The sequence below is a fragment of the Peribacillus sp. NPDC097264 genome, from assembly GCF_050277925.1.
Taxonomy (GTDB): domain Bacteria; phylum Bacillota; class Bacilli; order Bacillales; family DSM-1321; genus Peribacillus.
Genome location: NZ_JBNNSR010000006.1, coordinates 311,927 through 333,233, shown reverse-complemented (window position 1 = coordinate 333,233; position 21,307 = coordinate 311,927). Strand labels below are relative to the sequence as shown.

The 21,307-nt window shown below is 44.7% G+C and carries 22 protein-coding genes, 21 tRNA genes and 2 rRNA genes; 34 read left to right on the top strand and 11 right to left on the bottom strand.

Going from position 1 to position 21,307, the window contains the following annotated elements; genetic code table 11:
* From ACQKL0_RS12210 to ACQKL0_RS12100, 23 genes are all read left to right on the top strand, one after another.
* A 23S ribosomal RNA gene (locus tag ACQKL0_RS12210) occupies positions 1–89 on the top strand; the annotation flags it as partial.
* Between the two features lie 119 nt (positions 90–208).
* A 5S ribosomal RNA gene (gene rrf / locus ACQKL0_RS12205) occupies positions 209–324 on the top strand.
* Between the two features lie 10 nt (positions 325–334).
* Positions 335–410, top strand: a tRNA-Val gene (locus ACQKL0_RS12200).
* A gap of 15 nt (positions 411–425) precedes the next feature.
* Positions 426–501: transfer RNA gene (locus tag ACQKL0_RS12195), tRNA-Thr, on the top strand.
* A 21-nt stretch (positions 502–522) separates the two neighbouring features.
* Positions 523–595 (top strand) — tRNA-Lys (locus ACQKL0_RS12190).
* 12 nt (positions 596–607) lie between these two features.
* A tRNA-Leu gene (locus tag ACQKL0_RS12185) sits at positions 608–689 on the top strand.
* Positions 690–697: 8 nt separating this feature from the next.
* Positions 698–772 (top strand) — tRNA-Gly (locus ACQKL0_RS12180).
* Between the two features lie 12 nt (positions 773–784).
* Positions 785–873, top strand: a tRNA-Leu gene (locus ACQKL0_RS12175).
* A gap of 9 nt (positions 874–882) precedes the next feature.
* Positions 883–959: transfer RNA gene (locus ACQKL0_RS12170), tRNA-Arg, on the top strand.
* Between the two features lie 10 nt (positions 960–969).
* A tRNA-Pro gene (locus tag ACQKL0_RS12165) sits at positions 970–1,046 on the top strand.
* An 18-nt stretch (positions 1,047–1,064) separates the two neighbouring features.
* Positions 1,065–1,140 (top strand) — tRNA-Ala (locus tag ACQKL0_RS12160).
* A 32-nt stretch (positions 1,141–1,172) separates the two neighbouring features.
* Positions 1,173–1,249: transfer RNA gene (locus ACQKL0_RS12155), tRNA-Met, on the top strand.
* Between the two features lie 10 nt (positions 1,250–1,259).
* A tRNA-Ile gene (locus ACQKL0_RS12150) sits at positions 1,260–1,336 on the top strand.
* A 21-nt stretch (positions 1,337–1,357) separates the two neighbouring features.
* Positions 1,358–1,450, top strand: a tRNA-Ser gene (locus ACQKL0_RS12145).
* 103 nt (positions 1,451–1,553) lie between these two features.
* Positions 1,554–1,627: transfer RNA gene (locus ACQKL0_RS12140), tRNA-Met, on the top strand.
* A 6-nt stretch (positions 1,628–1,633) separates the two neighbouring features.
* Positions 1,634–1,709, top strand: a tRNA-Asp gene (locus ACQKL0_RS12135).
* 7 nt (positions 1,710–1,716) lie between these two features.
* Positions 1,717–1,792, top strand: a tRNA-Phe gene (locus tag ACQKL0_RS12130).
* Between the two features lie 18 nt (positions 1,793–1,810).
* Positions 1,811–1,886: transfer RNA gene (locus ACQKL0_RS12125), tRNA-His, on the top strand.
* 4 nt (positions 1,887–1,890) lie between these two features.
* Positions 1,891–1,964 (top strand) — tRNA-Gly (locus tag ACQKL0_RS12120).
* Between the two features lie 4 nt (positions 1,965–1,968).
* A tRNA-Ile gene (locus ACQKL0_RS12115) sits at positions 1,969–2,045 on the top strand.
* Between the two features lie 11 nt (positions 2,046–2,056).
* A tRNA-Asn gene (locus ACQKL0_RS12110) sits at positions 2,057–2,131 on the top strand.
* A 1-nt stretch (position 2,132) separates the two neighbouring features.
* Positions 2,133–2,223 (top strand) — tRNA-Ser (locus tag ACQKL0_RS12105).
* Between the two features lie 3 nt (positions 2,224–2,226).
* A tRNA-Glu gene (locus ACQKL0_RS12100) sits at positions 2,227–2,298 on the top strand.
* Between the two features lie 98 nt (positions 2,299–2,396).
* Here the strand turns inward: ACQKL0_RS12100 and ACQKL0_RS12095 are convergent.
* The 3 genes from ACQKL0_RS12095 to hxlA form a co-directional block, all read right to left on the bottom strand.
* Positions 2,397–2,867: an ABC transporter permease gene (locus tag ACQKL0_RS12095; RefSeq protein ID WP_427687842.1), complete on the bottom strand. Its 471-nt coding sequence runs from the start codon at positions 2,865–2,867 to the stop codon at positions 2,397–2,399.
* A gap of 437 nt (positions 2,868–3,304) precedes the next feature.
* A complete protein-coding gene (gene hxlB / locus ACQKL0_RS12090) occupies positions 3,305–3,862 on the bottom strand; it encodes a 6-phospho-3-hexuloisomerase (protein ID WP_427687840.1) in 558 nt (185 codons plus the stop codon).
* Between the two features lie 8 nt (positions 3,863–3,870).
* Positions 3,871–4,503 (bottom strand): 3-hexulose-6-phosphate synthase, encoded by a 633-nt coding sequence (gene hxlA / locus ACQKL0_RS12085; protein ID WP_403125294.1) that lies wholly within the window; start codon positions 4,501–4,503, stop codon positions 3,871–3,873.
* Positions 4,504–4,712: 209 nt separating this feature from the next.
* On the opposite strand from hxlA, the gene ACQKL0_RS12080 reads away from it, so the two are divergent.
* Positions 4,713–5,078 carry a winged helix-turn-helix transcriptional regulator gene (locus tag ACQKL0_RS12080; protein WP_402875234.1) on the top strand — a complete coding sequence of 122 codons (366 nt, stop codon included), beginning with the start codon at positions 4,713–4,715 and terminating at the stop codon, positions 5,076–5,078.
* Between the two features lie 86 nt (positions 5,079–5,164).
* Here the strand turns inward: ACQKL0_RS12080 and ACQKL0_RS12075 are convergent, their stop codons facing one another.
* Both ACQKL0_RS12075 and ACQKL0_RS12070 read right to left on the bottom strand, forming a co-directional pair.
* Positions 5,165–5,935: a TraR/DksA C4-type zinc finger protein gene (locus ACQKL0_RS12075; protein WP_402956990.1), complete on the bottom strand. Its 771-nt coding sequence runs from the start codon at positions 5,933–5,935 to the stop codon at positions 5,165–5,167.
* Positions 5,936–6,073: 138 nt separating this feature from the next.
* On the bottom strand, positions 6,074–6,997 hold the full coding sequence (locus tag ACQKL0_RS12070) for a 1,4-dihydroxy-2-naphthoate polyprenyltransferase (RefSeq protein ID WP_402875228.1): 924 nt from the start codon (positions 6,995–6,997) through the stop codon (positions 6,074–6,076).
* Between the two features lie 298 nt (positions 6,998–7,295).
* On the opposite strand from ACQKL0_RS12070, the gene ACQKL0_RS12065 reads away from it, so the two are divergent.
* From ACQKL0_RS12065 to ACQKL0_RS12030, 8 genes are all read left to right on the top strand, one after another.
* Positions 7,296–8,705: an isochorismate synthase gene (locus tag ACQKL0_RS12065; protein ID WP_427687837.1), complete on the top strand. Its 1,410-nt coding sequence runs from the start codon at positions 7,296–7,298 to the stop codon at positions 8,703–8,705.
* Complete coding sequence (menD, locus tag ACQKL0_RS12060) at positions 8,698–10,449, top strand: 2-succinyl-5-enolpyruvyl-6-hydroxy-3-cyclohexene-1-carboxylic-acid synthase (RefSeq protein WP_427687835.1); 1,752 nt, start codon at positions 8,698–8,700, stop codon at positions 10,447–10,449. The genes ACQKL0_RS12065 and menD overlap by 8 nt, the downstream gene beginning before the upstream one ends.
* Positions 10,446–11,255, top strand: coding sequence for a 2-succinyl-6-hydroxy-2,4-cyclohexadiene-1-carboxylate synthase (menH, locus tag ACQKL0_RS12055; RefSeq protein ID WP_427687833.1), 810 nt, complete (start codon positions 10,446–10,448; stop codon positions 11,253–11,255). The genes menD and menH overlap by 4 nt, the downstream gene beginning before the upstream one ends.
* 12 nt (positions 11,256–11,267) lie before the next feature.
* Positions 11,268–12,086: a 1,4-dihydroxy-2-naphthoyl-CoA synthase gene (gene menB, locus ACQKL0_RS12050; RefSeq protein WP_402875214.1), complete on the top strand. Its 819-nt coding sequence runs from the start codon at positions 11,268–11,270 to the stop codon at positions 12,084–12,086.
* A 101-nt stretch (positions 12,087–12,187) separates the two neighbouring features.
* A complete protein-coding gene (locus ACQKL0_RS12045) occupies positions 12,188–13,669 on the top strand; it encodes an o-succinylbenzoate--CoA ligase (RefSeq protein ID WP_427687831.1) in 1,482 nt (493 codons plus the stop codon).
* Entirely contained in the window at positions 13,666–14,769 is a 1,104-nt protein-coding gene (gene menC, locus ACQKL0_RS12040; RefSeq protein WP_427687829.1) for an o-succinylbenzoate synthase, read from the top strand. Before ACQKL0_RS12045 ends, menC begins: the two co-directional genes overlap by 4 nt.
* A gap of 39 nt (positions 14,770–14,808) precedes the next feature.
* The gene (locus ACQKL0_RS12035; RefSeq protein ID WP_407406224.1) at positions 14,809–14,934 is read left to right on the top strand and encodes a hypothetical protein; all 126 of its coding nucleotides are present in this window, start codon (positions 14,809–14,811) and stop codon (positions 14,932–14,934) included.
* A 140-nt stretch (positions 14,935–15,074) separates the two neighbouring features.
* A complete protein-coding gene (locus tag ACQKL0_RS12030; RefSeq protein WP_402991844.1) occupies positions 15,075–15,221 on the top strand; it encodes a hypothetical protein in 147 nt (48 codons plus the stop codon).
* Between the two features lie 44 nt (positions 15,222–15,265).
* Here the strand turns inward: ACQKL0_RS12030 and ACQKL0_RS12025 are convergent, their stop codons facing one another.
* Both ACQKL0_RS12025 and ACQKL0_RS12020 read right to left on the bottom strand, forming a co-directional pair.
* Entirely contained in the window at positions 15,266–15,961 is a 696-nt protein-coding gene (locus ACQKL0_RS12025) for a response regulator (protein WP_427687827.1), read from the bottom strand.
* Positions 15,958–17,562: an ATP-binding protein gene (locus ACQKL0_RS12020; RefSeq protein ID WP_427687825.1), complete on the bottom strand. Its 1,605-nt coding sequence runs from the start codon at positions 17,560–17,562 to the stop codon at positions 15,958–15,960. Before ACQKL0_RS12020 ends, ACQKL0_RS12025 begins: the two co-directional genes overlap by 4 nt.
* Positions 17,563–17,705: 143 nt before the next feature.
* On the opposite strand from ACQKL0_RS12020, the gene ACQKL0_RS12015 reads away from it, so the two are divergent.
* On the top strand, positions 17,706–18,767 hold the full coding sequence (locus ACQKL0_RS12015; protein WP_402875191.1) for a DctP family TRAP transporter solute-binding subunit: 1,062 nt from the start codon (positions 17,706–17,708) through the stop codon (positions 18,765–18,767).
* 48 nt (positions 18,768–18,815) lie between these two features.
* On the opposite strand, the gene ACQKL0_RS12010 is transcribed toward ACQKL0_RS12015, so the two are convergent.
* The 3 genes from ACQKL0_RS12010 to yidD form a co-directional block, all read right to left on the bottom strand.
* Entirely contained in the window at positions 18,816–18,977 is a 162-nt protein-coding gene (locus ACQKL0_RS12010; RefSeq protein WP_402875188.1) for a DUF1540 domain-containing protein, read from the bottom strand.
* 113 nt (positions 18,978–19,090) lie between these two features.
* Positions 19,091–20,035 (bottom strand): metal ABC transporter solute-binding protein, Zn/Mn family, encoded by a 945-nt coding sequence (locus ACQKL0_RS12005; protein WP_427687823.1) that lies wholly within the window; start codon positions 20,033–20,035, stop codon positions 19,091–19,093.
* A gap of 143 nt (positions 20,036–20,178) precedes the next feature.
* Entirely contained in the window at positions 20,179–20,397 is a 219-nt protein-coding gene (gene yidD / locus ACQKL0_RS12000; RefSeq protein WP_402875252.1) for a membrane protein insertion efficiency factor YidD, read from the bottom strand.
* 204 nt (positions 20,398–20,601) lie between these two features.
* Between yidD and ACQKL0_RS11995 the strand changes: the two genes are divergently transcribed.
* Complete coding sequence (locus ACQKL0_RS11995; protein ID WP_402957008.1) at positions 20,602–21,075, top strand: S-ribosylhomocysteine lyase; 474 nt, start codon at positions 20,602–20,604, stop codon at positions 21,073–21,075.
* Positions 21,076–21,115: 40 nt separating this feature from the next.
* On the opposite strand, the gene ytzI is transcribed toward ACQKL0_RS11995, so the two are convergent.
* On the bottom strand, positions 21,116–21,271 hold the full coding sequence (gene ytzI, locus ACQKL0_RS11990) for a YtzI protein (protein WP_402875181.1): 156 nt from the start codon (positions 21,269–21,271) through the stop codon (positions 21,116–21,118).
* Positions 21,272–21,307: the final 36 nt, after the last annotated feature.

Sequence of the window (21,307 nt, the reverse complement as noted above, 5' to 3'; positions counted from 1 at the left end):
CCTGAAAGATGATCAGGTTGATAGGTCAGAGGTGGAAGCGTGGCGACATGTGGAGCTGACTGATACTAATAGATCGAGGACTTAACCAACGCTTTTAAAAAATGAACACCTTCTAATATATTATCTAGTTTTGAAGGAATGAAAATTTCTTCTTGCTTTTTTTCAGAGATATGCTATAATAGTAAATGTCCTAAAAAAGTTAACAATGTTTGGTGGCGATAGCGAAGAGGTCACACCCGTTCCCATTCCGAACACGGCAGTTAAGCTCTTCAGCGCCGATGGTAGTTGGGGGTTTCCCCCTGTGAGAGTAGGACGCCGCCAAGCATATAAATATGGAGGATTAGCTCAGCTGGGAGAGCATCTGCCTTACAAGCAGAGGGTCGGCGGTTCGATCCCGTCATCCTCCACCATTATTTTTTACACCTGCCGGTGTAGCTCAACTGGTAGAGCAACTGACTTGTAATCAGTAGGTTGGGGGTTCAAGTCCTCTTGCCGGCACCATTTTCATAGTAAGACAAGCATGAGCCATTAGCTCAGTTGGTAGAGCATCTGACTTTTAATCAGAGGGTCGAAGGTTCGAATCCTTCATGGCTCATCACTTTTTCATGCGGGTGTGGCGGAATTGGCAGACGCACCAGACTTAGGATCTGGCGCCGCAAGGCGTGGGGGTTCAAGTCCCTTCACCCGCATCATTCATGCGGAAGTAGTTCAGTGGTAGAATACAACCTTGCCAAGGTTGGGGTCGCGGGTTCGAATCCCGTCTTCCGCTCCACTTTTCGTATGTGCCGGGGTGGCGGAACTGGCAGACGCACAGGACTTAAAATCCTGCGGTAGGTGACTACCGTACCGGTTCGATTCCGGTCCTCGGCACCATCTTAATATGCGCCCGTAGCTCAATTGGATAGAGCATCTGACTACGAATCAGAAGGTTGTAGGTTCGACTCCCGCCGGGCGCACCATGTTTTTTTGCGGGAAGTAGCTCAGCTTGGTAGAGCACTTGGTTTGGGACCAAGGGGTCGCAGGTTCGAATCCTGTCTTCCCGACCATGTGATTTTTAATGAAATGGGGCCTTAGCTCAGCTGGGAGAGCGCCTGCCTTGCACGCAGGAGGTCAGCGGTTCGATCCCGCTAGGCTCCACCATTTTTTCAAAAAAAGAAAACTTATATTATTTTGGCGGTGTAGCTCAGCTGGCTAGAGCGTACGGTTCATACCCGTGAGGTCGGGGGTTCGATCCCCTCCGCCGCTACCAATAAATATAAGGACCTTTAGCTCAGCTGGTTAGAGCAGACGGCTCATAACCGTCCGGTCGTAGGTTCGAGTCCTACAAGGTCCACCATAGAATTTTTTTCTTAGCCACGGAGGTATACCCAAGTTCGGCTGAAGGGATCGGTCTTGAAAACCGACAGGGGAGTCAAATCCCGCGGGGGTTCGAATCCCTCTACCTCCTCCATTTTTTTAAAAAGCAACAAGTTGTTTTAAAGCAACCTTACATATTAGGAAGTAAAAAAACAGTATTCATGAAAACTTGATGCAAAATGATTCATTATTACCGTCGCGGGGTGGAGCAGTCCGGTAGCTCGTCGGGCTCATAACCCGAAGGTCGCAGGTTCAAATCCTGTCCCCGCAATCATTAGGTCCCGTGGTGTAGCGGTTAACATGCCTGCCTGTCACGCAGGAGATCGCGGGTTCGATTCCCGTCGGGACCGCCATTTTTTAGGCTCAGTAGCTCAGTCGGTAGAGCAAAGGACTGAAAATCCTTGTGTCGGCGGTTCGATTCCGTCCTGAGCCACCATTACAATTTCATATTACGGCGATTGTGGCGAAGTGGTTAACGCACCTGATTGTGGTTCAGGCATTCGTGGGTTCGATTCCCATCAGTCGCCCCATTTCGCGGGTGTAGTTTAGTGGTAAAACCTCAGCCTTCCAAGCTGATGATGAGGGTTCGATTCCCTTCACCCGCTCCAATATGGGCCTATAGCTCAGCTGGTTAGAGCGCACGCCTGATAAGCGTGAGGTCGATGGTTCGAGTCCATTTAGGCCCACCATATTTTATTGTTCCGCAGTAGCTCAGTGGTAGAGCATTCGGCTGTTAACCGAACGGTCGTAGGTTCGAGTCCTACCTGCGGAGCCATGGGGAAGTACTCAAGAGGCTGAAGAGGCGCCCCTGCTAAGGGTGTAGGTCGCGCGAGCGGCGCGAGGGTTCAAATCCCTCCTTCTCCGCCATTCGGCCCGTTGGTCAAGCGGTTAAGACACCGCCCTTTCACGGCGGTAACACGGGTTCGATTCCCGTACGGGTCATAAAAAGAAGCATACATAAGTATGCTTCTTTTTTTATGACTGTTTTTTCTTATTATAGAAGTATTTTATTAATCGGATGTTTAATAAAATACTTCTATCTATTTAACCGATTGCGTAACGTGCATTCCTACCATAATGATCACTACTATTCCTACGAATACTCTATCAATGTTGAAGTTCGCTGAAGGCTGTGCAATAAAATAGCCTATTCCCCCCGTTGAAACAAACATTTCAGCAGCAATTACACCAACCAAGAACTGCCTGATTCCTACACGTAATCCAGATACAATTTGGGGTAAAGAACCTGGAAGAGCGACCGTAAGGAAAGTTTGAAGCTGAGAAGCTCCGAAAGCCTTTGTCACTCTTGTGAGATTGGGGTCAAGATTCTGTACACCGGACATGGTATTGAGAATAATCGCGAATACACCTGCGAGAAAGACGAGTAATACTTTGCTAGAAAATCCGGATCCCATCCATACCATGATTAAAGGCAGTAGGACAATGCGAGGGGTACCTAGCATTGCGGTTAGAAAAGGATCAAAAGCTTTATACCTAAAGGTTTGTACCATCCAGTAATTAGTCCGACGCCCATCCCTACGAAAGCAACTAGAATGAATCCTACGGAAAAGTTCTTAAGTGTGAATGCCAAGTTTTCCAAAAGTACACCGCTTACAGCTAGTTGATATCCGACCTGTACCATTTGCAATGGAGAACTTAAAAATATAGGATTGATTACTCTAAATTGATAGAGTAACTCCCAAAAGATGAGTACACTTAAGAAGCTAATCAAACCTATATAAGGTGGTCAGCTACATCGTAGGAGTCTTTTTTCTATAAGTTTGATTAAAGGAAGAGACCTTTTATTAGGATGGGCATATAATATGTCTTCCGTCACTGGACGGTATCTTAATTTATAGAATATATAGGAGCCTGTAATCCTTTTACAAAAAAAAAGACCGCAAGTAAATTCAGAAGAATTTCTTGCGGTCTTTTTATATTTCACTTTTTACTCGAGATTTGCGTGTCGGCCATACATTTTATTCGTATTCAATCCCTTTTTATCCATTATCCTTAAAATGACGCTATCGAAGAAAAGTAAGAGAGTCTGCTCAAATAGAGAGCCCATCGGTTGGATTGTTTGGTAATCACCTTCCGACTGGTCTTTAGGTGAACCAGGCAGCTTTATTGAGAAATCCGCCAATTTTCCAATGGTCGATTCGGGGGAAATTGTTACGGTCGCAATGGTTCCACCGATATTCGTTGCTTTCTCTGCTATGGAAATCAAACTTTTTGTTTCTCCCGAACCGGTTCCAAGGATTAAAAGGTCATCTTTTTCGAAGGTGGGGGTGACGGTTTCACCTAATACATATGCATCTATCCCCATATGCATCATTCGCATGGCAAAGGATTTACCCATCAGCCCGGATCTTCCTGCACCTGCTACAAAAACTTTCTTTGCTTCAAGAATCCGATTAACCAGTTGTTCAGCTTCTTCGTCAGCTATTAAGTCTACTGAACGACTTAGCTCTTGTATGATTTTAGCCATATATTGTGAAGTCTGCATGTTAAATATTAGCCTTGTTTAATTAATTCTTGTATTTGGGCAGCTGTCCCTTTAATATCATCTTGTCCAGTGATGCCTCCGCCAACAATGATAAGGTCAGGTTGTACTTTAATGACTTCAGGAAGTGTATCTAATTTTATGCCGCCTGCAATAGCCGTTTTTGCATTCTTTACAACGCGTTTAATGGTTTGAAGGTCCTCAAAAGAGTTTTTTCCAACAGCTTGAAGATCGTAGCCAGTGTGCACACAGATATAGTCGACGCCAAATGCATCCAATTCTTTCGCACGTGTTTCAAGATCTTTCACAGCGATCATATCAACAAGGATTTTTTTGCCTTGTTTTTTAGCTTCTTCTACAGCCCCTTTGATGGACATATCTTCAGCTGCACCAAGAATCGTGATGATATCAGCGCCAGCTTCAGATGCCTTCATCACTTCGTAACCGGCTGCATCCATAATTTTAAGGTCAGCTAATACTTTTAAAGAAGGGAAAGCTTCTTTCATTTCTTTAACAGCCCGAAGCCCTTCATTAATAACTACCGGTGTACCGATTTCTACGATATCTATATATTCTTCCACCTGTTTAACCAATTCAATTCCTTCTTGAATGTTTACTAAGTCCAATGCCAATTGTAATTCCATTTATCCTTCACTCCCACTAGTATGTTTTAGTATGTTGCACAGTAAGTATGTACCTCTCACGTTCATTCAATGCACAGCAAGAAAATCATCTTGGCTATACAATGTATCATATACTAAGTATAATATTTTTGTTAGTACGCACTTTTATTTTACATAGTGTTAAAAAGTATACTATGGGATACAGGATTCTAAATATGGAGGTAATTCAGATGACAAGGCTAGAGAATAAAACATTCAATTGTGAGAAGGAATTGACCCTATCTGTTATAGGGGGAAAATGGAAGATGCTTATTTTATGGCACTTAGGCAAGCAGGGGACCAAGCGTTTTGGTGAATTGAAGGCACTTATGCCGGGCATCACTCAAAGAATGCTGGTTAACCAGCTTAGAGAGCTGGAAGAAGATCTTATTGTTCATCGCGAGGTCTATCCAATAGTACCTCCCAAAGTGGAATACTCTCTGACAGAACAAGGAGAAAGCCTGATGCCGATTCTTGATTCGATGTATAATTGGGGTAAAAATTATATGGAGAATGTCGTTGGAGGGCAAGAAGATAGTAAAGAGAGTATCAAGTAGAAAAGGTGTTCTTTTAAGCCTTATAAGGATAGCATTAAAAAAAGTGCTGACCCCGTACAAAGTTCTGTACAAGGTCTGGCACTTTTTTATTTTTCATCTATATAGCTGTCTTTCTTCTTGTAAGGGATATCGCCCATTTTAGAATCAATTTTCCGGTCATCGAGCATGTCTTCGTATTCTTCTTTGTTCTCGTTGGATACGACTTGACGATTTTTCCCTTCTATATCATTGGCAGCATAACCTTCATAGTCTTCAGGGAATGTCTCGGTATCGTCTTCTGTATCATAAAGTTCGTTATAGCTTGTGCGATTATGCTGATAGTCTGCAGGAGTGTCTGATGTTCCGAATTGGGCGACTTCACCGAAACTGTCTTCTTTGACCGTATTTTCGTCATCTGTATCTGAATGGCGCCTGTTCTCAAAGTTATCTCCCTTAGAAGGGATCAGGATATCTTCCTCGGCTGGTCTATATTCATCGGTCACGTCGTCATGGACTTTTTGTTCTGGTGTATGCTCGATACAATATAAGGTGGAAGGAACCACTTCAAGCCGTTCATATGGGATATCTTTGCCGCATTCCTTACAAACACCGTATGTTCCTTCTTTAATGGCTTCTAGGGCAAGATCGATTTTTCCGATTTCCTCTTCCGCGTGCTCATTGATGGCTTGATATCTTTCCTTGTCGAAAAGCTCGGTGCCTAAGTCGGCGGGGTGATTATCATAGGAAGAGATTTCGCCGGAAAAGTCGGTTTGTGACTGTTTGGTTACAGTCTCATCATTCTTGATTCTTTGTTGAAGCTGTTCTTTTTCACTTAACAGTTCTTCTTTTAATTTCAGGATTTGTTTTTCAGTCGCCATTGGTTTCCTCTCCTTTTATAAGTACGATTATGGTTTCATCGTTGTTTTTTGTGTAGTTATTAGTAAGTACCCGAATCAGCGGGGTGGGAAACAACGAAAAAACCCCATGCACCATGCACGGGGTTTAAAGCTTTGAGTTTATTGAATGAAATAATGGATGAGTAAACCGATGAACATCAGTAAACCGAAGAACGTATTCGTTTGTGCCGTTGCTTTCATCGCTGGCACCATTGTGATGGCTTCCGTTTTACCTGCAAAGCCTTTGATGGCAGTCAGGGCCTTCGGAATGCTTAGGAAAGAAAGCAGGATCCAAGGTGTTACGTCTCCCAAGAGAATCAGTCCGACAACCCACACATAACAGAATGCAAACATGACGGACATGAAAGTTAGTGCATTTTTCCTTCCCATAACGACAGGCATCGTTTTGCGGCCATGGGCCTTATCGCCGTCATGGTCTCGAAGGTTATTCGATAGATTGATCAACCCGACAAGAACACCGCTTGGTACGGCAATCAGGATGGCTAAGGAAGAAACTGTACCGGTCTGGATGAAGTAGGCGATCAAGATGATCAAGAAGCCCATGAATAGACCGGAAAAAAGTTCCCCAAATGGTGTGTATGATATCGGTAGCGGACCTCCGGTATAAAGGTAGCCGACCAGCATGCAAACAAGGCCGACAGCGGCAATCCACCAAGATGACGCGGCGCAAATATAGATTCCTAGTAAAAGAGAGATTCCATACATGCTAAGGGCCAAGGTCATGATCAGTTTCGGGGTCATGCCATGACGGACGATACCGCCACCGATGCCGACTGATTCTTCGGTATCAAGGCCCCTTTTGAAATCATAGTATTCATTAAATAAGTTCGTTGCAGCCTGAATAAGGATGCTTGCGATCATCATGGCCGCAAATAATAACCAATTTACGCCATCCTCTAACAAGGCAAGGACGGTTCCAAGCAGGACGGGAACAAAAGCTGCGGTAAGTGTATGTGGACGAATTAACTCCCACCAGATTTTCCAGGTTCGTTTAAGGGGAAGCTCGTCGTATTCTGTGTGCATTATTTCTCTCCTCAAAATCATGATCAGTACCTTAAAATTATAACAAAGATTGAATTTGTTCACAAAAGGATATCCTATAAAATGTAGGAAAAGTGTTCGAGCGTGTCAAAGGGATTTGATGAGCCGGGACTTCCAAATTGAAGGAGATGCTACATCATTATCTAAGAATCATATAATAAGGAAAAAAGCAGGCATGATTTGTCGGTTCGAGGGTGGTTTTATTGACATGAGGTTAAACGGAGGTGTATCTTTAAATAGGTTAAAAAGCTTTTAAAATGTACGATTTGGGGGGATATTTTTGGCTATCTCGAAAGAAACTGAACGGTTTCAGGGACTGGCTATGGCCATACAAAAGGCGAAGAACTTGAATGAACAAGTTCTATTTAGTCATATTAAGAAAATAGAGTGCAACAACCCCCTTTCATTTTATCAAGCTGGAAGAGAACGGTATAAGGGTGAACGCTTCTTTTGGCAGGATCCCGCAAAAGATATAACCATTACTGGTTTAGGCAACGTTAAGAAAATCCAGGCGGCACCAAATGCCGACCGTTATAGAGAAGTTGAAATGAGCTGGATCAAGCTGCAGAATACTGCTGTTACAACAGGAGTGACCGATGTGGATGCGACCGGCCCTTTGCTATTTGGGGGCTTTTCTTTTGATTATGAAACCAACAGTTCGTTCCTATGGAATCAATTTGGGGACAATCTGTTCTATATACCTGCCTTCATGCTATCGATAGTGGAGGGGGAGGCCTACTTAACGACAAACCTACTTTGTTCGCCGGATGATTCAGAAAAACTCTTCATAGATATGATAAACGAAAGGGAAGCATTCCTTACCGAAAACTTTGATGATGGCGAAATACCGGCCAATGTCTTTGTTGAGCAGAAGGAAGTCGAACCTGAGGCATGGAAGAAGACCGTTGCGCGGGCCGTTGAGGAAATTAAGACGACGGATCTTGATAAGATCGTTCTGGCAAGGGAATTGCGCCTTGTGTTTGAACGCTCCATCGATTCGAAACAGGTTCTAGAGCAACTGCTTGCCGAGCAGCCGATGAGCTATATTTTCTGTTTAGAGGCAGGCGGTGACTGCTTTGTCGGGGCCACTCCTGAGCGATTAATCAAAAAGCAGGGAAATGAAGTCTTTTCAACTTGTCTTGCCGGATCAATGGGCCGGGGGAAAACCGAAGAAGAGGATACTCGTCTAGGTAATGAACTTCTTTTGGATCAAAAGAATCTACAAGAGCACAAGTACGTCGTTTCGATGATTACCAACGCTTTTGAAGCCGTATGTGATGAGGTCATCATTCCATCAGGACCGAAGTTGATGAAGAACCGTCATATACAGCATTTGTTTACACCGGTGAAAGGAACGTGTAAAGCGGATACGACTATTTTCGAGTGTGTCGAGAATCTCCATCCAACGCCGGCATTGGGTGGGCTTCCAAAAGAGAAAGCTGTCACACGCATTCGGGAAATAGAAGGTCTGGAACGAGGCTTTTATGCGGGGCCACTCGGCTGGGTGGATTCGAAGGGGAACGGTGAATTCGCGGTTGGAATCCGTTCCGCACTATTACAGGACAATGAGGCATCGCTTTTTGCAGGATGTGGCGTGGTAGAAGATTCAACACCGGAAAGTGAATTCCAGGAAACGGGGATTAAATTCAACCCGATGTTAAGTGCTTTAGGAGGAAAAATGAATGAATGACCGAGATGCATTGACAGCCTATGCTGCTTCATTTGTCGATGAGCTGGCACAAAATCGAATGAAGCATGTGGTCGTGAGCCCTGGTTCACGTTCTACACCTCTTGCTTTATTGATGGTGGAACATCCTGATATTCAGGTACATATTAATGTCGATGAGCGTTCGGCGTCTTTTTTTGCTCTTGGATTGGCTAAGGCATTAAAAGAACCAGTCGGACTTCTTTGTACGTCCGGAACGGCTGCGGCGAACTTTCATCCTGCCGTCATTGAGGCTTTCTATTCAAGGGTGCCCCTAGTTGTCCTGACAGCTGATCGCCCCCATGAGCTACGAGATGTCGGAGCTCCACAGGCCATCGACCAAATCAATTTATATGGAAAGCAAGTGAAGTGGTTTGTCGAGATGGCGCTTCCGGAGAGCAGTGATGAAATGATCCGGTATGCGAGGACCATTGGGGCGAGAGCGGTAGCGACGGCATCCATGGAACCTTCAGGACCTGTCCACTTGAACTTCCCTTTACGTGAGCCACTCATTCCAGATTTAAAACAAGCCAAGGAATATAGGCAAAGTAAGGAAACGCCGACTGTGATGATCGATAGTGGGATACGCTCACTAACGGCCGCACAATTAGACGGATTGACCTCTACTTTGTCAAAAGCAAAACAAGGCATCATCGTGTGTGGGGAACTTAGGAACCCAGAGATGAAGGATGCCATCATCACATTAGCGGACAAGCTTGGGTTCCCAATACTGGCTGACCCGCTTTCTCAGTTACGGAGCGGCACACATGACAAAGACGCCATCATCGAGGCTTATGATACATTTTTGCGTGATGAAGCTGCCAAGGCTGCATTCCAACCGGATGTCGTACTTCGATTCGGCTCGATGCCAGTCTCGAAGCCCCTGCTTTTATTCTTGAAAAAACAGAAGCAGGCTTTGACATTGGTCATCGATGGTGGTGCAGGATGGCGTGAACCGGCTGGCTTGGCCACGAGCATGATCTATTGTGATGAAGTCGATTTTTGTCATCGCATCGGTGAAAAACTGCCTGAAGCAACAGACAGAGACTGGCTTGGTTTATGGCAATCCATCAATGAAGCGACGAAGAATGCCTTATCTTCCATCCGGGATGAATCGGAGTTAAGTGAAGGAAAGCTCTTTTCCTTACTCCAGGACATGATGCCGGTAGGTTCGACCATATTCGTCGGGAACAGTATGCCTATCCGGGATTTGGATACGTTCTTTTTAAACAACGAGAAAAGCATCAAGACGATGGCGAACCGTGGGGCAAACGGAATTGATGGTGTCGTTTCCACGGCAATCGGGGTGAGCACGGTTACCGAAAATACGGTGCTGGCCATAGGTGATTTAAGCTTTTTCCATGATATGAACGGATTGCTTGCAGCCAAACTGCAAAAGCAGAACATCACGGTCCTGTTGATCAACAATGATGGCGGAGGGATCTTCTCCTTCCTTCCACAGGCGAAAGAGAAGGAACATTTCGAAACGTTATTCGGAACGCCGCACGGACTTGATTTCTCCCATGCTGCTTTGCTTTATGGAGGGAAATATAACAAGGTGCGGAATTGGGATGAATTAAAACAAGTGTTCACGGATTCCTTTGAAATACCTGGATTGAAAATCATTGAAGTGCCTACAGAGCGGGAATCCAATATGCAAACTCATCGAAATTTGTGGAGTTTTGTTTCCCAGGAAATAAAACGGGTGCTTGATGGGGAAATTTCATGAAAATTGTCAGTGGAGATGTCACATATGCTGTTGAAATAGCGGGAAATGGTGAACCTATAGTATGTCTACATGGGTTCACCGGGAACCGGGATACATGGGACTTTCTTGTTCCCATGTTGCAGGACCGCTATTCTTTGATCATGGTTGATATCATCGGCCATGGGGAAACGATGGCGCCTGATGATTTCCAGCGGTATGGGATGGAGCAAGTAGCAAAGGACTTGAAGCATATTCTAGAGACATTGAAGCTGCGAAAAGCCCATATCCTTGGTTACTCGATGGGTGGCAGATTAGCATTGGCGTTCTCTTGCTTGTATCCAGAGTATGTTCATACATTGATGCTGGAAAGCTCCTCTCCCGGTCTCAAGACAGAAGAGGAGCGAGAACACCGCAGGGGCAATGATGCGAAGCTTGCTAAGCGAATCCTTGAACATGGCATGGAAGCGTTTGTCGAACAGTGGGAAAACATCCCGTTGTTTGAAACCCAAAAAAGGTTGCCCACAGCTATACAAACTGTCATTCGACAGCAACGGCTCGCAAATACACCGATTGGGCTGTCGAACAGCTTGCTCGGCATGGGGACAGGAAGCCAACCTTCCTATTGGGAAAATCTTGAGACCCTGGATTTTCCCGTGTTGCTTGTGACGGGTGAATTGGATGAAAAATTCTGCCATATCGCTGAATTGATGCAAAGTCGATTGAAAAATGTCGAATGGAAAAAAATTAATGATGTCGGGCATGCAATTCATGTGGAAGATGGGCAAAAGTTTGGTAAAATAATAAATGGGTTTTTAAAGCGAAATTAAGGAGGAAATACGATGACAATTCAATGGGAAACAATTCGTGAATATGACGAAATTTTATACGAGAAGTATAATGGCATTGCGAAAGTATCGATTAACCGTCCGCATGTACATAATGCATTCACTCCAAAGACGACTGCAGAAATGATTGATGCTTTTGCAAGAGCGCGTGATGATGCAAGCATCGGTGTTATCATTTTGACAGGTGTAGGCGGAAAAGCCTTCTGTTCAGGTGGAGACCAAAAGGTACGCGGGAATGGCGGATATGTTGGGGAAGATAATATCCCACGCCTGAACGTACTTGATTTACAACGCTTGATCCGTGTGATTCCAAAACCGGTCGTAGCGATGGTTGCAGGTTGGGCAATTGGCGGCGGTAATGTATTGAATGTCGTTTGTGACTTAACAATCGCTGCTGACAATGCGGTCTTCGGTCAAACTGGTCCGAATGTGGGAAGCTTCGATGCCGGTTACGGTTCAGGTTACCTAGCTCGCATCGTTGGACATAAGAAAGCGCGTGAAATCTGGTACCTATGCCGTCAATACAATGCACAAGAAGCATTGGAAATGGGCTTAGTCAACACAGTTGTGCCTCTAGATCAATTAGAAGCTGAAACTGTTAAATGGTGTGAGGAAATGCTTGAGAAGAGCCCAACAGCACTTCGTTTCTTAAAAGCAGCGATGAATGCCGATACAGATGGACTTGCAGGACTTCAACAACTTGCTGGAGACGCAACTCTTTTATATTACACAACAGATGAAGCAAAAGAAGGCCGCGACGCGTTCAAAGAAAAACGTGATCCAGACTTCGGGCAATTCCCTCGTTTCCCTTAATGGAAAAAGTAAGAAAATGAGTGGTTTGATTAGTGGACAGCTTGGCGGAATTATTCGTCGAGCTGTTTTCTATATATAAAAGAAAAGGAGAGGGCCTTTGGATGACTGAAGAGAAATTGCCGAATTGGCTGAAAAACCGTGCTCATTTATCACCTGACCGTCCGGCGATCGAGTTTGAAGGGAGCACGTATACGTTTCTTGAATTACATAGGTTGACGGAAAAAATGGCGGGGAAATTGGCAGCTAGTGGGATAAAGGCTGGTGAACCATGCGCGGTTTTACTTCGGAATCATATTGATAGCGTCGTCATGATTCATGCCCTCTTTTATTTGGGCGCGAAAATCGTGGTGCTCAATAATAAGCTGACGGTCAGGGAATTATCTTGGCAAATCAAGGACAGCGAGTCAATGAGGCTGATTTCGGAAGAAGGGTTTATCGAAAAGCTTTCCGGGATCCAATCGTTGCTTCCGGACGTTGAGGTTCTTTTTAAAGAAGCGTTGCCCGCTGAAGGAACCGCTGATATACTCAATTACTTCTATCTGGAAGATACGGCCACGATCATGTATACATCGGGTACGACGGGCCATCCAAAAGGCGTCATCCAATCGTTCGGCAATCACTGGTGGAGCGCGGTCGGCTCCGTATTGAACCTTGGCTTGAGGGAAGAGGACAGCTGGTATTGTGCAGTCCCGATTTTTCATATAAGCGGGTTATCGATTCTGATGAAAAGTGTAATCTATGGAATGAAAGTCGTGTTGGTCGAGAAATTCGATGAACATGAGGCAAACCGAGCCATCTTGAATAATGGTGTGACGATGATATCGGTTGTGACGGCGATGTTGAATAGAATGCTGCATGACCTTGGTGCTGCACGTTATCCGGAAACATTTCGTTGCGCACTGCTAGGCGGAGGCCCTGCACCTGTACATATGCTCGAAGCCTGCAGGGAAAAAGGAATACCCGTTTATCAGACCTACGGCATGACGGAAACAGCTTCGCAAATCGTGACACTTGCCCCGGAAAATGCGATGACAAAGGTTGGGTCTGCCGGTAAGGCCTTGTTCCCTTCCCAACTAAGGATAGAGAAGGACGGAAAGATATGCGGACCGGGTGTACCGGGTGAGATTGTCGTATCGGGTCCGAATGTAACGAAAGGCTATCTCAATCGTTTGGATGCGACAGAGCAAGCGATTTCAGGGGGCTGGCTTTACACGGGGGATCTGGGTTACCTTGATGAAGAAGGGTTTTTATACGTGCTTGACCGGCGTTCGGACTTAATCATTTCTGGAGGGGAGAATGTCTATCCAGCCGAGATTGAGAATGTCCTAAGTACGCACCCAGCCGTTTTCGAGGCGGGTGTCACCGGTATCGATCATGAAACATGGGGGCAGGTGCCGCTTGCTTTCGTTGTCAGGCATAAAGGCATGGAAGTTAGCGAAGCTGAGCTGTTGGCCCATTGCCGAGAAGGGCTAGCTGCTTATAAAATTCCCCGCAGCGTATTATTTCTTGAAGAACTGCCACGCAATGGTGCAAGTAAGCTGCTGCGGAGGGAACTGAAGAAGCGATGGGGGGACCAGAAATGAAGTTGACATCCATCACTTTAAGGCTCGTGAAGGCCCCTTTAAAGCGGCCATTCACGACCCATCTGGAAACCGTGACGGAACGGGAAGTCATCATTGTCGAAGCACGAGATCAAGATGGGGGTATTGGATACGGGGAGGCAGTGCCATTTTCGAGTCCATGGTACACCGAGGAAACAGTGAAAACCTGTTTTCATATGTTGAAGGACTTCCTGATTCCTAAGACTTTGGCATTCGATTTGACGCATCCCAATCAGCTTGCGGGCCTTTGGAGCGGTATCAGAAGGAATGCCATGGCAAAGTCGGCCTTGGAACAGGCAATCTGGGATCTGTATGCCAAGCAAGAGGGCATCTATCTCGGAAAGCTATTCGGCGGGGAACGAACCGAAGTGGATGCTGGGGTCGTCGTTGCCTCGGATCACATAGAGGATGCACTCCGGCAAATAGAGGAAGGCTTGGCGGTCGGCTATCGACGCTATAAAATCAAGATCAATCCAGCAAATGATACGGAATACCTGACGCAAATCCGGAGGGCCTATCCAGATATCCCCTTGATGGTGGATGCGAATTCGGCCTACTCGCTTTCGGATGTCCCGCATCTGCAAAAGCTGGATGACTTTCAGCTTATGATGATCGAGCAGCCCCTTGGGCATGATGATATCGTCGAACATGCCATTTTGCAAAAGCGGCTAAAGACACCGGTTTGCCTTGATGAAAGCATCAATTCCTACCATGATGCGAAAAGTGCGCTGATGCTAAAGAGCTGCGGAGTGATCACGATCAAAATGGCAAAGGTCGGAGGTTGGTCGCAAGCGGTCAAGATTCATGATCTTTGTGTGGAGCACGATATTCCTCTTTGGTGTGGTGGCATGATTGAGTTCGGCATATCACGTGCCCATAATCTTGCACTGGCCACGTTAAAAGGATTCACGATTCCGGGAGATATCTCCTCTTCGTCCCACTATTGGGAGAGTGACATCATCGAACCGGAAGTCATCGTGAAAAATGGTGTCATTAAGGTTCCGAACAAACCGGGAATCGGTTTTGACATCCGTGAGAAGCGGTTGGATGAACTGACAAGCTATAGGGCCGTTTATAAGTAATGTAAACCCCGATGCAATAGGGGAGATTATAGTGAGTAGATGAAGCTGTCATGGGGCAGCTTTTTTGCTATGGATAAAGGAGAGAACTGGATCGGTTTCCGATTCGGCGACTCTATTACAATTCGTAACTGGTTTTACCTTCCTCCTCATTTATCGATTGAATGATTAGTCCTTATTAAAATATTTATATTCAAAAAAAGCCCCATTTACTCAAAAATGGGGCTTTGTCTATTTTTCTTTTTATGGATTATTTTGTATAATGTAAGAAAGCGAAAACATTTTAGAGAAAGGGAGGGGGGAAGAATATGAAAAAGCCGTACCTTATTGCAGAGGTTTTGTTAAGAAGGGGGATGCCGGATTTTGTCATTAAGGAAATCACTGCATTAGCGGAGTGCGAGTTGTTTCTTTTGAAAAGAAAATGGGGAATGTATGACCGGACGAAGGAAGCATGAAAGGAACCGTCTTCATGGTATGAATCGGTCCCTTTTCATATGGGCTATTCCTTGTTAAGGCGGTATCGATTGACAGGGCGGCCAATATTGCCATACTGGACATCAAGTTGAAGGATTTCTTCATCATGTAAGTACTCGAGATAGCGTCGGGCCGTCACCCGCGCAATGCCGATTCCATCGGCGACGTCCTCTGCGGATAGAGAGCCAGGTTGGGTTTTGATGAATTTCGTGACCTGTTCCAGAGTGGACCCGTTCAACCCTTTGGGGACATTTTTTTTCAATGTCTGCTTAGGAGACGATTGGTTTTGGAAGAGAAGGCGATCCAGTTGGGTTTGAGAGATAGAATGATCTGGCTCAACTTCCATGCGAAAGGCATAATACTGCTCAAGTGTATGTTGCAGCCTTTCGAATTTAAAGGGTTTAATTAAATAATCAAAGGCTCCATTCTGAATCATTTTCCGGATGGTTTTCTGATCATTGGCCGCCGAGATGATGATGACGTCGACATCAAGTTGGTCTTTCCTTATTTGATAAAGCGTATCCACGCCATTCAAGTTCGGCATGAAGATGTCCAAAATGACAAGATCCGGTTTTAGCTTCTTGATTTTTTCAAGACCTTCCAGTCCATTATTAGCCGTATCCACCACGGTAAAGGCGGAAAGGCGCTCGATAAATTGTTTATTTACCTCCTGGACCATTGGGTCATCTTCAATTAAAAGTACACATATTTGATTGGTCATTTGATCTCCTCTATATCCTGCATGGGAAAGGAAAGAAAAAAGCTAGTCCCTTCGTTAGGCCGCGTCGTAAAACTCATTTCACCATGCGCCTTTTTTACAATTTGATTGATTAGATAAAGTCCTATTCCCGATCCCCCGGAACCTTTTGTCGTGAAACCATACTCGAAAATATCCTTATGTATAGGTTCGGGAATGCCCGGTCCATTGTCTTCCAGCACGATTTGACAATGCCGTTCATCTTGATAGATGGACAGATAGACCTGCTTGGATTCTTCGGTCGAATATTTGAGTGCCGCAAAAGAATTCTCAATCAGATTTCCGACGATCAAGACAAAATCATGATAATCCATGTCAGGTGGAAAGCGGTCCAGCTTCGTATGCTTATCCATGGTAAGCTCGATGCCAAGTTCCCTGCCTAAGGAAACCTTACTCAAAAGTAGCCCCACTAAATTATCATCGTGTATGTGCTTCGTTAAGAACCTGGTCAATTCCTCCTGTTCCTCGGTGATCTGAAAAATATACTGTAGAGCATCGTCTAAATTTCCTAGTTGTATCAATCCAGCGATCGTATGTAGCTTGTTCATATGTTCATGATTTTGTACACGCAGAGCTTCCACGAATGCCTTTACGCTTGTCAGTTCTTCGGCAAGCTTCGTCACATCCGTCCGGTCTTGGAAAATGGCCACGGCGCCGACGGTCTTATCGTCTATCTTGATCGGTACCCGGTTGCTCAGGATGTTTTTTTGCTGGACGGAAATTTCCTGATTGACGATGGGAGTAGTCCGTTCCAAAACTTCTGGGAGGCGGGTATCATCCACCACATCCGTGATTTTTTTGCCGATCACGGAACCGCTTATGTTCAGCATCTGTTTGGCCTTTTCATTGAATATCGTAATGATCTGATTAGTGTCAATGGCGATGACCCCTTCATGCATGGCATTGAAGGCGGCCGTCCTTTCAACGAGCATCTGGGAAATCTGGTGTGGCTCAAGCTGGAAGGTTTCCTTTTTAATGCGCCTGGCCAGTAGCCATGAGCCGCATACACCAAACAGAAGCGTCAAAAAGAGAAGAAGCAGTATTTCCGTCTTTAAGTCAGTGATGACTTCCGGGATCGTCGGCAGGATGTTCCCGACAAGGACGACACCTATCTGTTTGTTTTCTTCATTTAGGATGGGAACGAAGGCACGAACGGAAACGCCAAGTTCCCCTACGGCTTTCGAGATATATTCATGTTCTGCAAAAGCGGCACGCTCATCATTGCTTTTCGATAAGGTTCCCAGTTGGCTGTAAACCGGATGGGAGTACCGCATATGTTTTTCATTCAGGACAACGATATAATCGGCCTGATGAATTTTTCTTAAATTTTCAATGATGGGATTCAGTTCGGTCCAGCCTTCAGGTTCCAGGACCATCTTTTGTACTTCGGGAAGTTCTGCAATCGTATGGGCCGTGATCATCGAACGGGCACCGGTTTCCTCTTCCCTGATGGAGACGATATTCCCAAAAATGATAATCCCACCAATGAGGATGGAAAAGGCCACGATTATAAAGGATAGCAGGGTGATCTTTAATTGAATCGGCATATGAAAGGATTTATCCATTTGTTTTCCTCCATTAGATCTCTCCTTAATACTACCAGAATCTTCGGTTATTTTCGCCCAATTTCCTAGGTTGTCATACAACGGTGAAAAAGCTGTGATAGAATGAACGTATAATGTGAAGCGTTCGGTAAGGAGATGTCACTATGCGTGCTTACGGGGGATACCTGGTGTTGATCGGAATAGGGGTATTGGTTGCGGTTTATATCGCCTTTCAATCGTTCTTTACAAGCTTTGGGTTCGATTTGCCCATAGATGAGGAACAGGTTGGAATGGAGGATCAAATCGTGATTAAGTTCAGTCATGTGGTGGCTGAGAATACACCCAAGGGTTTGGCGGCAAGCCGGTTTGCGGCCCTTGTGGACGAATATACCGATCACCGTGTCAAAATTGAGGTGTACCCGAATCAATCGTTGTATAGTGATCGCGAAGAAATAGAGGCATTACAAGAAAATAAGGTGCAGATGATTGCACCGACCACTTCTAAAATTACGAACATATCGGAAAAATGGATGCTTTTGGACCTTCCTTATATCTTTCCCACGGATGCTGCCCTCAAAGAAGCGCTGAATGGGGAAGTAGGAGAAGAACTTCTGAATCATTTAGCTGAGGTAAATATCGAGGGTCTTGCCTTTTGGTCCAATAACTTTAAACAAATGACAAGCAATGAGCCCATCCGCCGTCCTGAAGACTTGTCCGGGAAAAACTTCCGGATCATGCCAAGTCCTGTGCTGGAGAGTCAATTCGAACACTTTGGTGCGTCAACCTCGAAGTTGGAGTTTAATGACACATTCAAAAGTCTGGAAATCAAGAAAACAGATAGCCAGGAAAATACGATCTCCAATATCTATTCCAAGAAGCTATATGACGTGCAAAAATATTTAACCATAAGTGACCATGGCTATTTAGGGTATGTCGTCATGATGAATCAATCCTTTTGGGAAGACCTTCCTCCGGATATCCAACAGCAAATCACGCGGGCGATGGATGATACCACATCTTGGCTTTGGGACAAGGCGAAGGAAATGAACCAAACCCAGCTACAAGCCATTGAAGAGAAATCCACGATTGAAGTCTATACCTTATCCGATAAAGAGAGAAAGCTGTGGATGAAAGAAATGACAAGCATCTATCCAGAATTCGAGCCAGTCATCGGAAAAGACTTGATGGAGAAGATGGAAAGGATACGCGAGAAATATATCGAGTGAAAAAAACCGGACTCAAATCCAATCTTTGAGTCCGGTTTCTTAATGAACTTACAAATCCTCAGCGGGTTTGAAGGTGCGGCATCCAGTTTGATGGCTTGTGTGAGCACGTTCTTCTGAATAATGCTCGATTTTAATCATGTCAGCGGAACAACGATTGCCGTGCTTCCAAAACGTACAGCTGTCAACAGCACATTTTACATCCTGAGCCATATGAATTCCTCCTCCTTTAATGGTACATCTATAGCTTTGAACAAAGGAAGTGCATTTACACTGGATTAAAAATGGAAAAGAGGCGAACCATGTGGGTTCGCCTCCTGATATGTTTAGTGTAATGCCGTTTGTAGGGTCTTGATGTTATTTTCCATGAGGCTGAAGTAATCCTCACCGGCTTCGATGTCCTTATCTGTCAGAACGGAAAGATTGTGGAACTCGAGTGCTTCCGCCCCCATTTCCTTCTGGATGATTTCGGTCAGCTTGGAACTGATATTCTGTTCGAAGATGACGTAATGAAGGTCTTCATCTTTAGCCATGGAGACGATGCTAGCCAGCTGTTTTTGCGACGGTTCATTTGACGAGGTAAGTCCGGTTACCCCGATTTGTTCAAGGCCGTAGCGATCTTCCCAATACCCATAAGCAGAATGGGAAACAATCACTTTATTCGTACGACCGGCCTTGATTGTTTTCGCGAACTGCTTGTCGAGTGCCTTCAATTTATCTGAAAGCTCGTTAAAACGCAATGTGAAGTAGCTTTCCTGTTCCGGCATCTGCTTCGTTAACTCGTCTTTCACGGTTTCGGCCATCTGAATGGAATAGATGGGGTCGAGCCATAGATGTGGGTTGACGCTGCCATGATCATGGCCATCGTCATCGGGTTCTCCATGTTCATGATCGTGTTCCTCATCATGTTCATCTACTGAAACGGTTTCACCTACAGCGACCGTAGTTACGCCTTCACCCTTTAAGATCGGTTCAGCTTTTGTGACAAAGCCCTCTAAATTATATCCAATATAGAAAAATAGGTCTGAGTTCGCCATGCCTACAATATCCTTTTGGGAGGGATCGAAGGTATGCTCATCTGTACCCGGAGGATAAACCGTCTCAACGTTCACAAATTCGCCCCCAATGGTTTCCGTGAAATATTCCAGAGGATAAACGGTCGTGTATATATCCAGCACATCTTTATCTTCCTTCTGCTTTCCTTCAGACTTGCCGCAACCTGTAAGGGCCAATGCTGCAATGAGTGAAAGAAGTAATAATTTTCTTTTCATGAAAAAATTCTCCTTTTTGAATAATTCGTATTGATTACGATTTAAAATGTATGGTTTTGAAAACGAAATGATTACGATTTGACTATAGTATAATACATAAAATCGTTCCGAAAAGCAAGGTTTTTTTGACGCGTTCCTTCTTATTACTGTTTTTTCTTTTTTTCTGGAACAAGGTCAATACCACCTGGATGGAACGGATGGCATTTAAGAATCCTGATGATGGCTAGCCAGCTTCCTTTGATCGGACCGAAACGGTTCACGGCCTCTAAACCGTAATGAGAACAGGTAGGGTAAAAACGGCATGTTGGCGGTTTTAATGGAGAAACCACAATCTGATAAAAACGTATGATGCCCATGATCATTTTTTTCAGCAAGCAATTTCATCTCTTTTCAAATAAATTCACTATCGTTTATTATACCATATTTCTTTTGTTTTCTAGAAGGTTAATAAAGGATGTGAGAAAGGATTTTAGGCCTGTTCAGCCAATTGGCATAAATTTAAAAGGGTGAAATATATTGTGTTTCAAGGTAAAATAGAAGAGACATACAATTAAGGAGTGAATAAAATGCCTTCAGTTGAAAGCTTTGAATTAGATCATAATGCTGTTAAAGCCCCCTATGTAAGACATTGCGGTGTCCATAAGGTCGGAACAGATGGTGTTGTTAATAAATTTGATATCCGTTTCTGCCAGCCGAACAAGCAAGCGATGAAGCCGGATACGATCCACACTTTGGAACATTTGCTCGCGTTCAACATCCGTAAGCATTCCGAGCAGTACGATCATTTTGATATCATCGACATTTCGCCAATGGGTTGCCAAACAGGATATTACCTGGTTGTGAGTGGTGAGCCGACCGTGACGGAAATCATCGACGTATTGGAAGATACGTTCAAGGATGCCCTGCAAATCACGGAAATTCCAGCTGCTAATGAAAAGCAATGCGGCCAAGCAAAATTGCATGATCTTGAAGGAGCCAAGAAATTGATGAATTTCTGGTTATCACAAGATAAAGCGGACCTTCATAAAGTATTCGGTTAAGCTCTAAAAAAATCCTGTCTTTTCCAAGACAGGATTTTTTTTATTTATCTTGGTCTTTTTCCTCTTCTTCGTTTTTTGGCAGCGGGTCAATTGGATCGACAGTATGCTTGTAGCTATAGCCTTTACCAATCGTCAGGACGGATAGCCCCAGTACAATCAAGATGACTATGATGGATATCACCAAAACCGTAAACATATTGACAGCTCCTTTGGGACAAATTATATATTCATT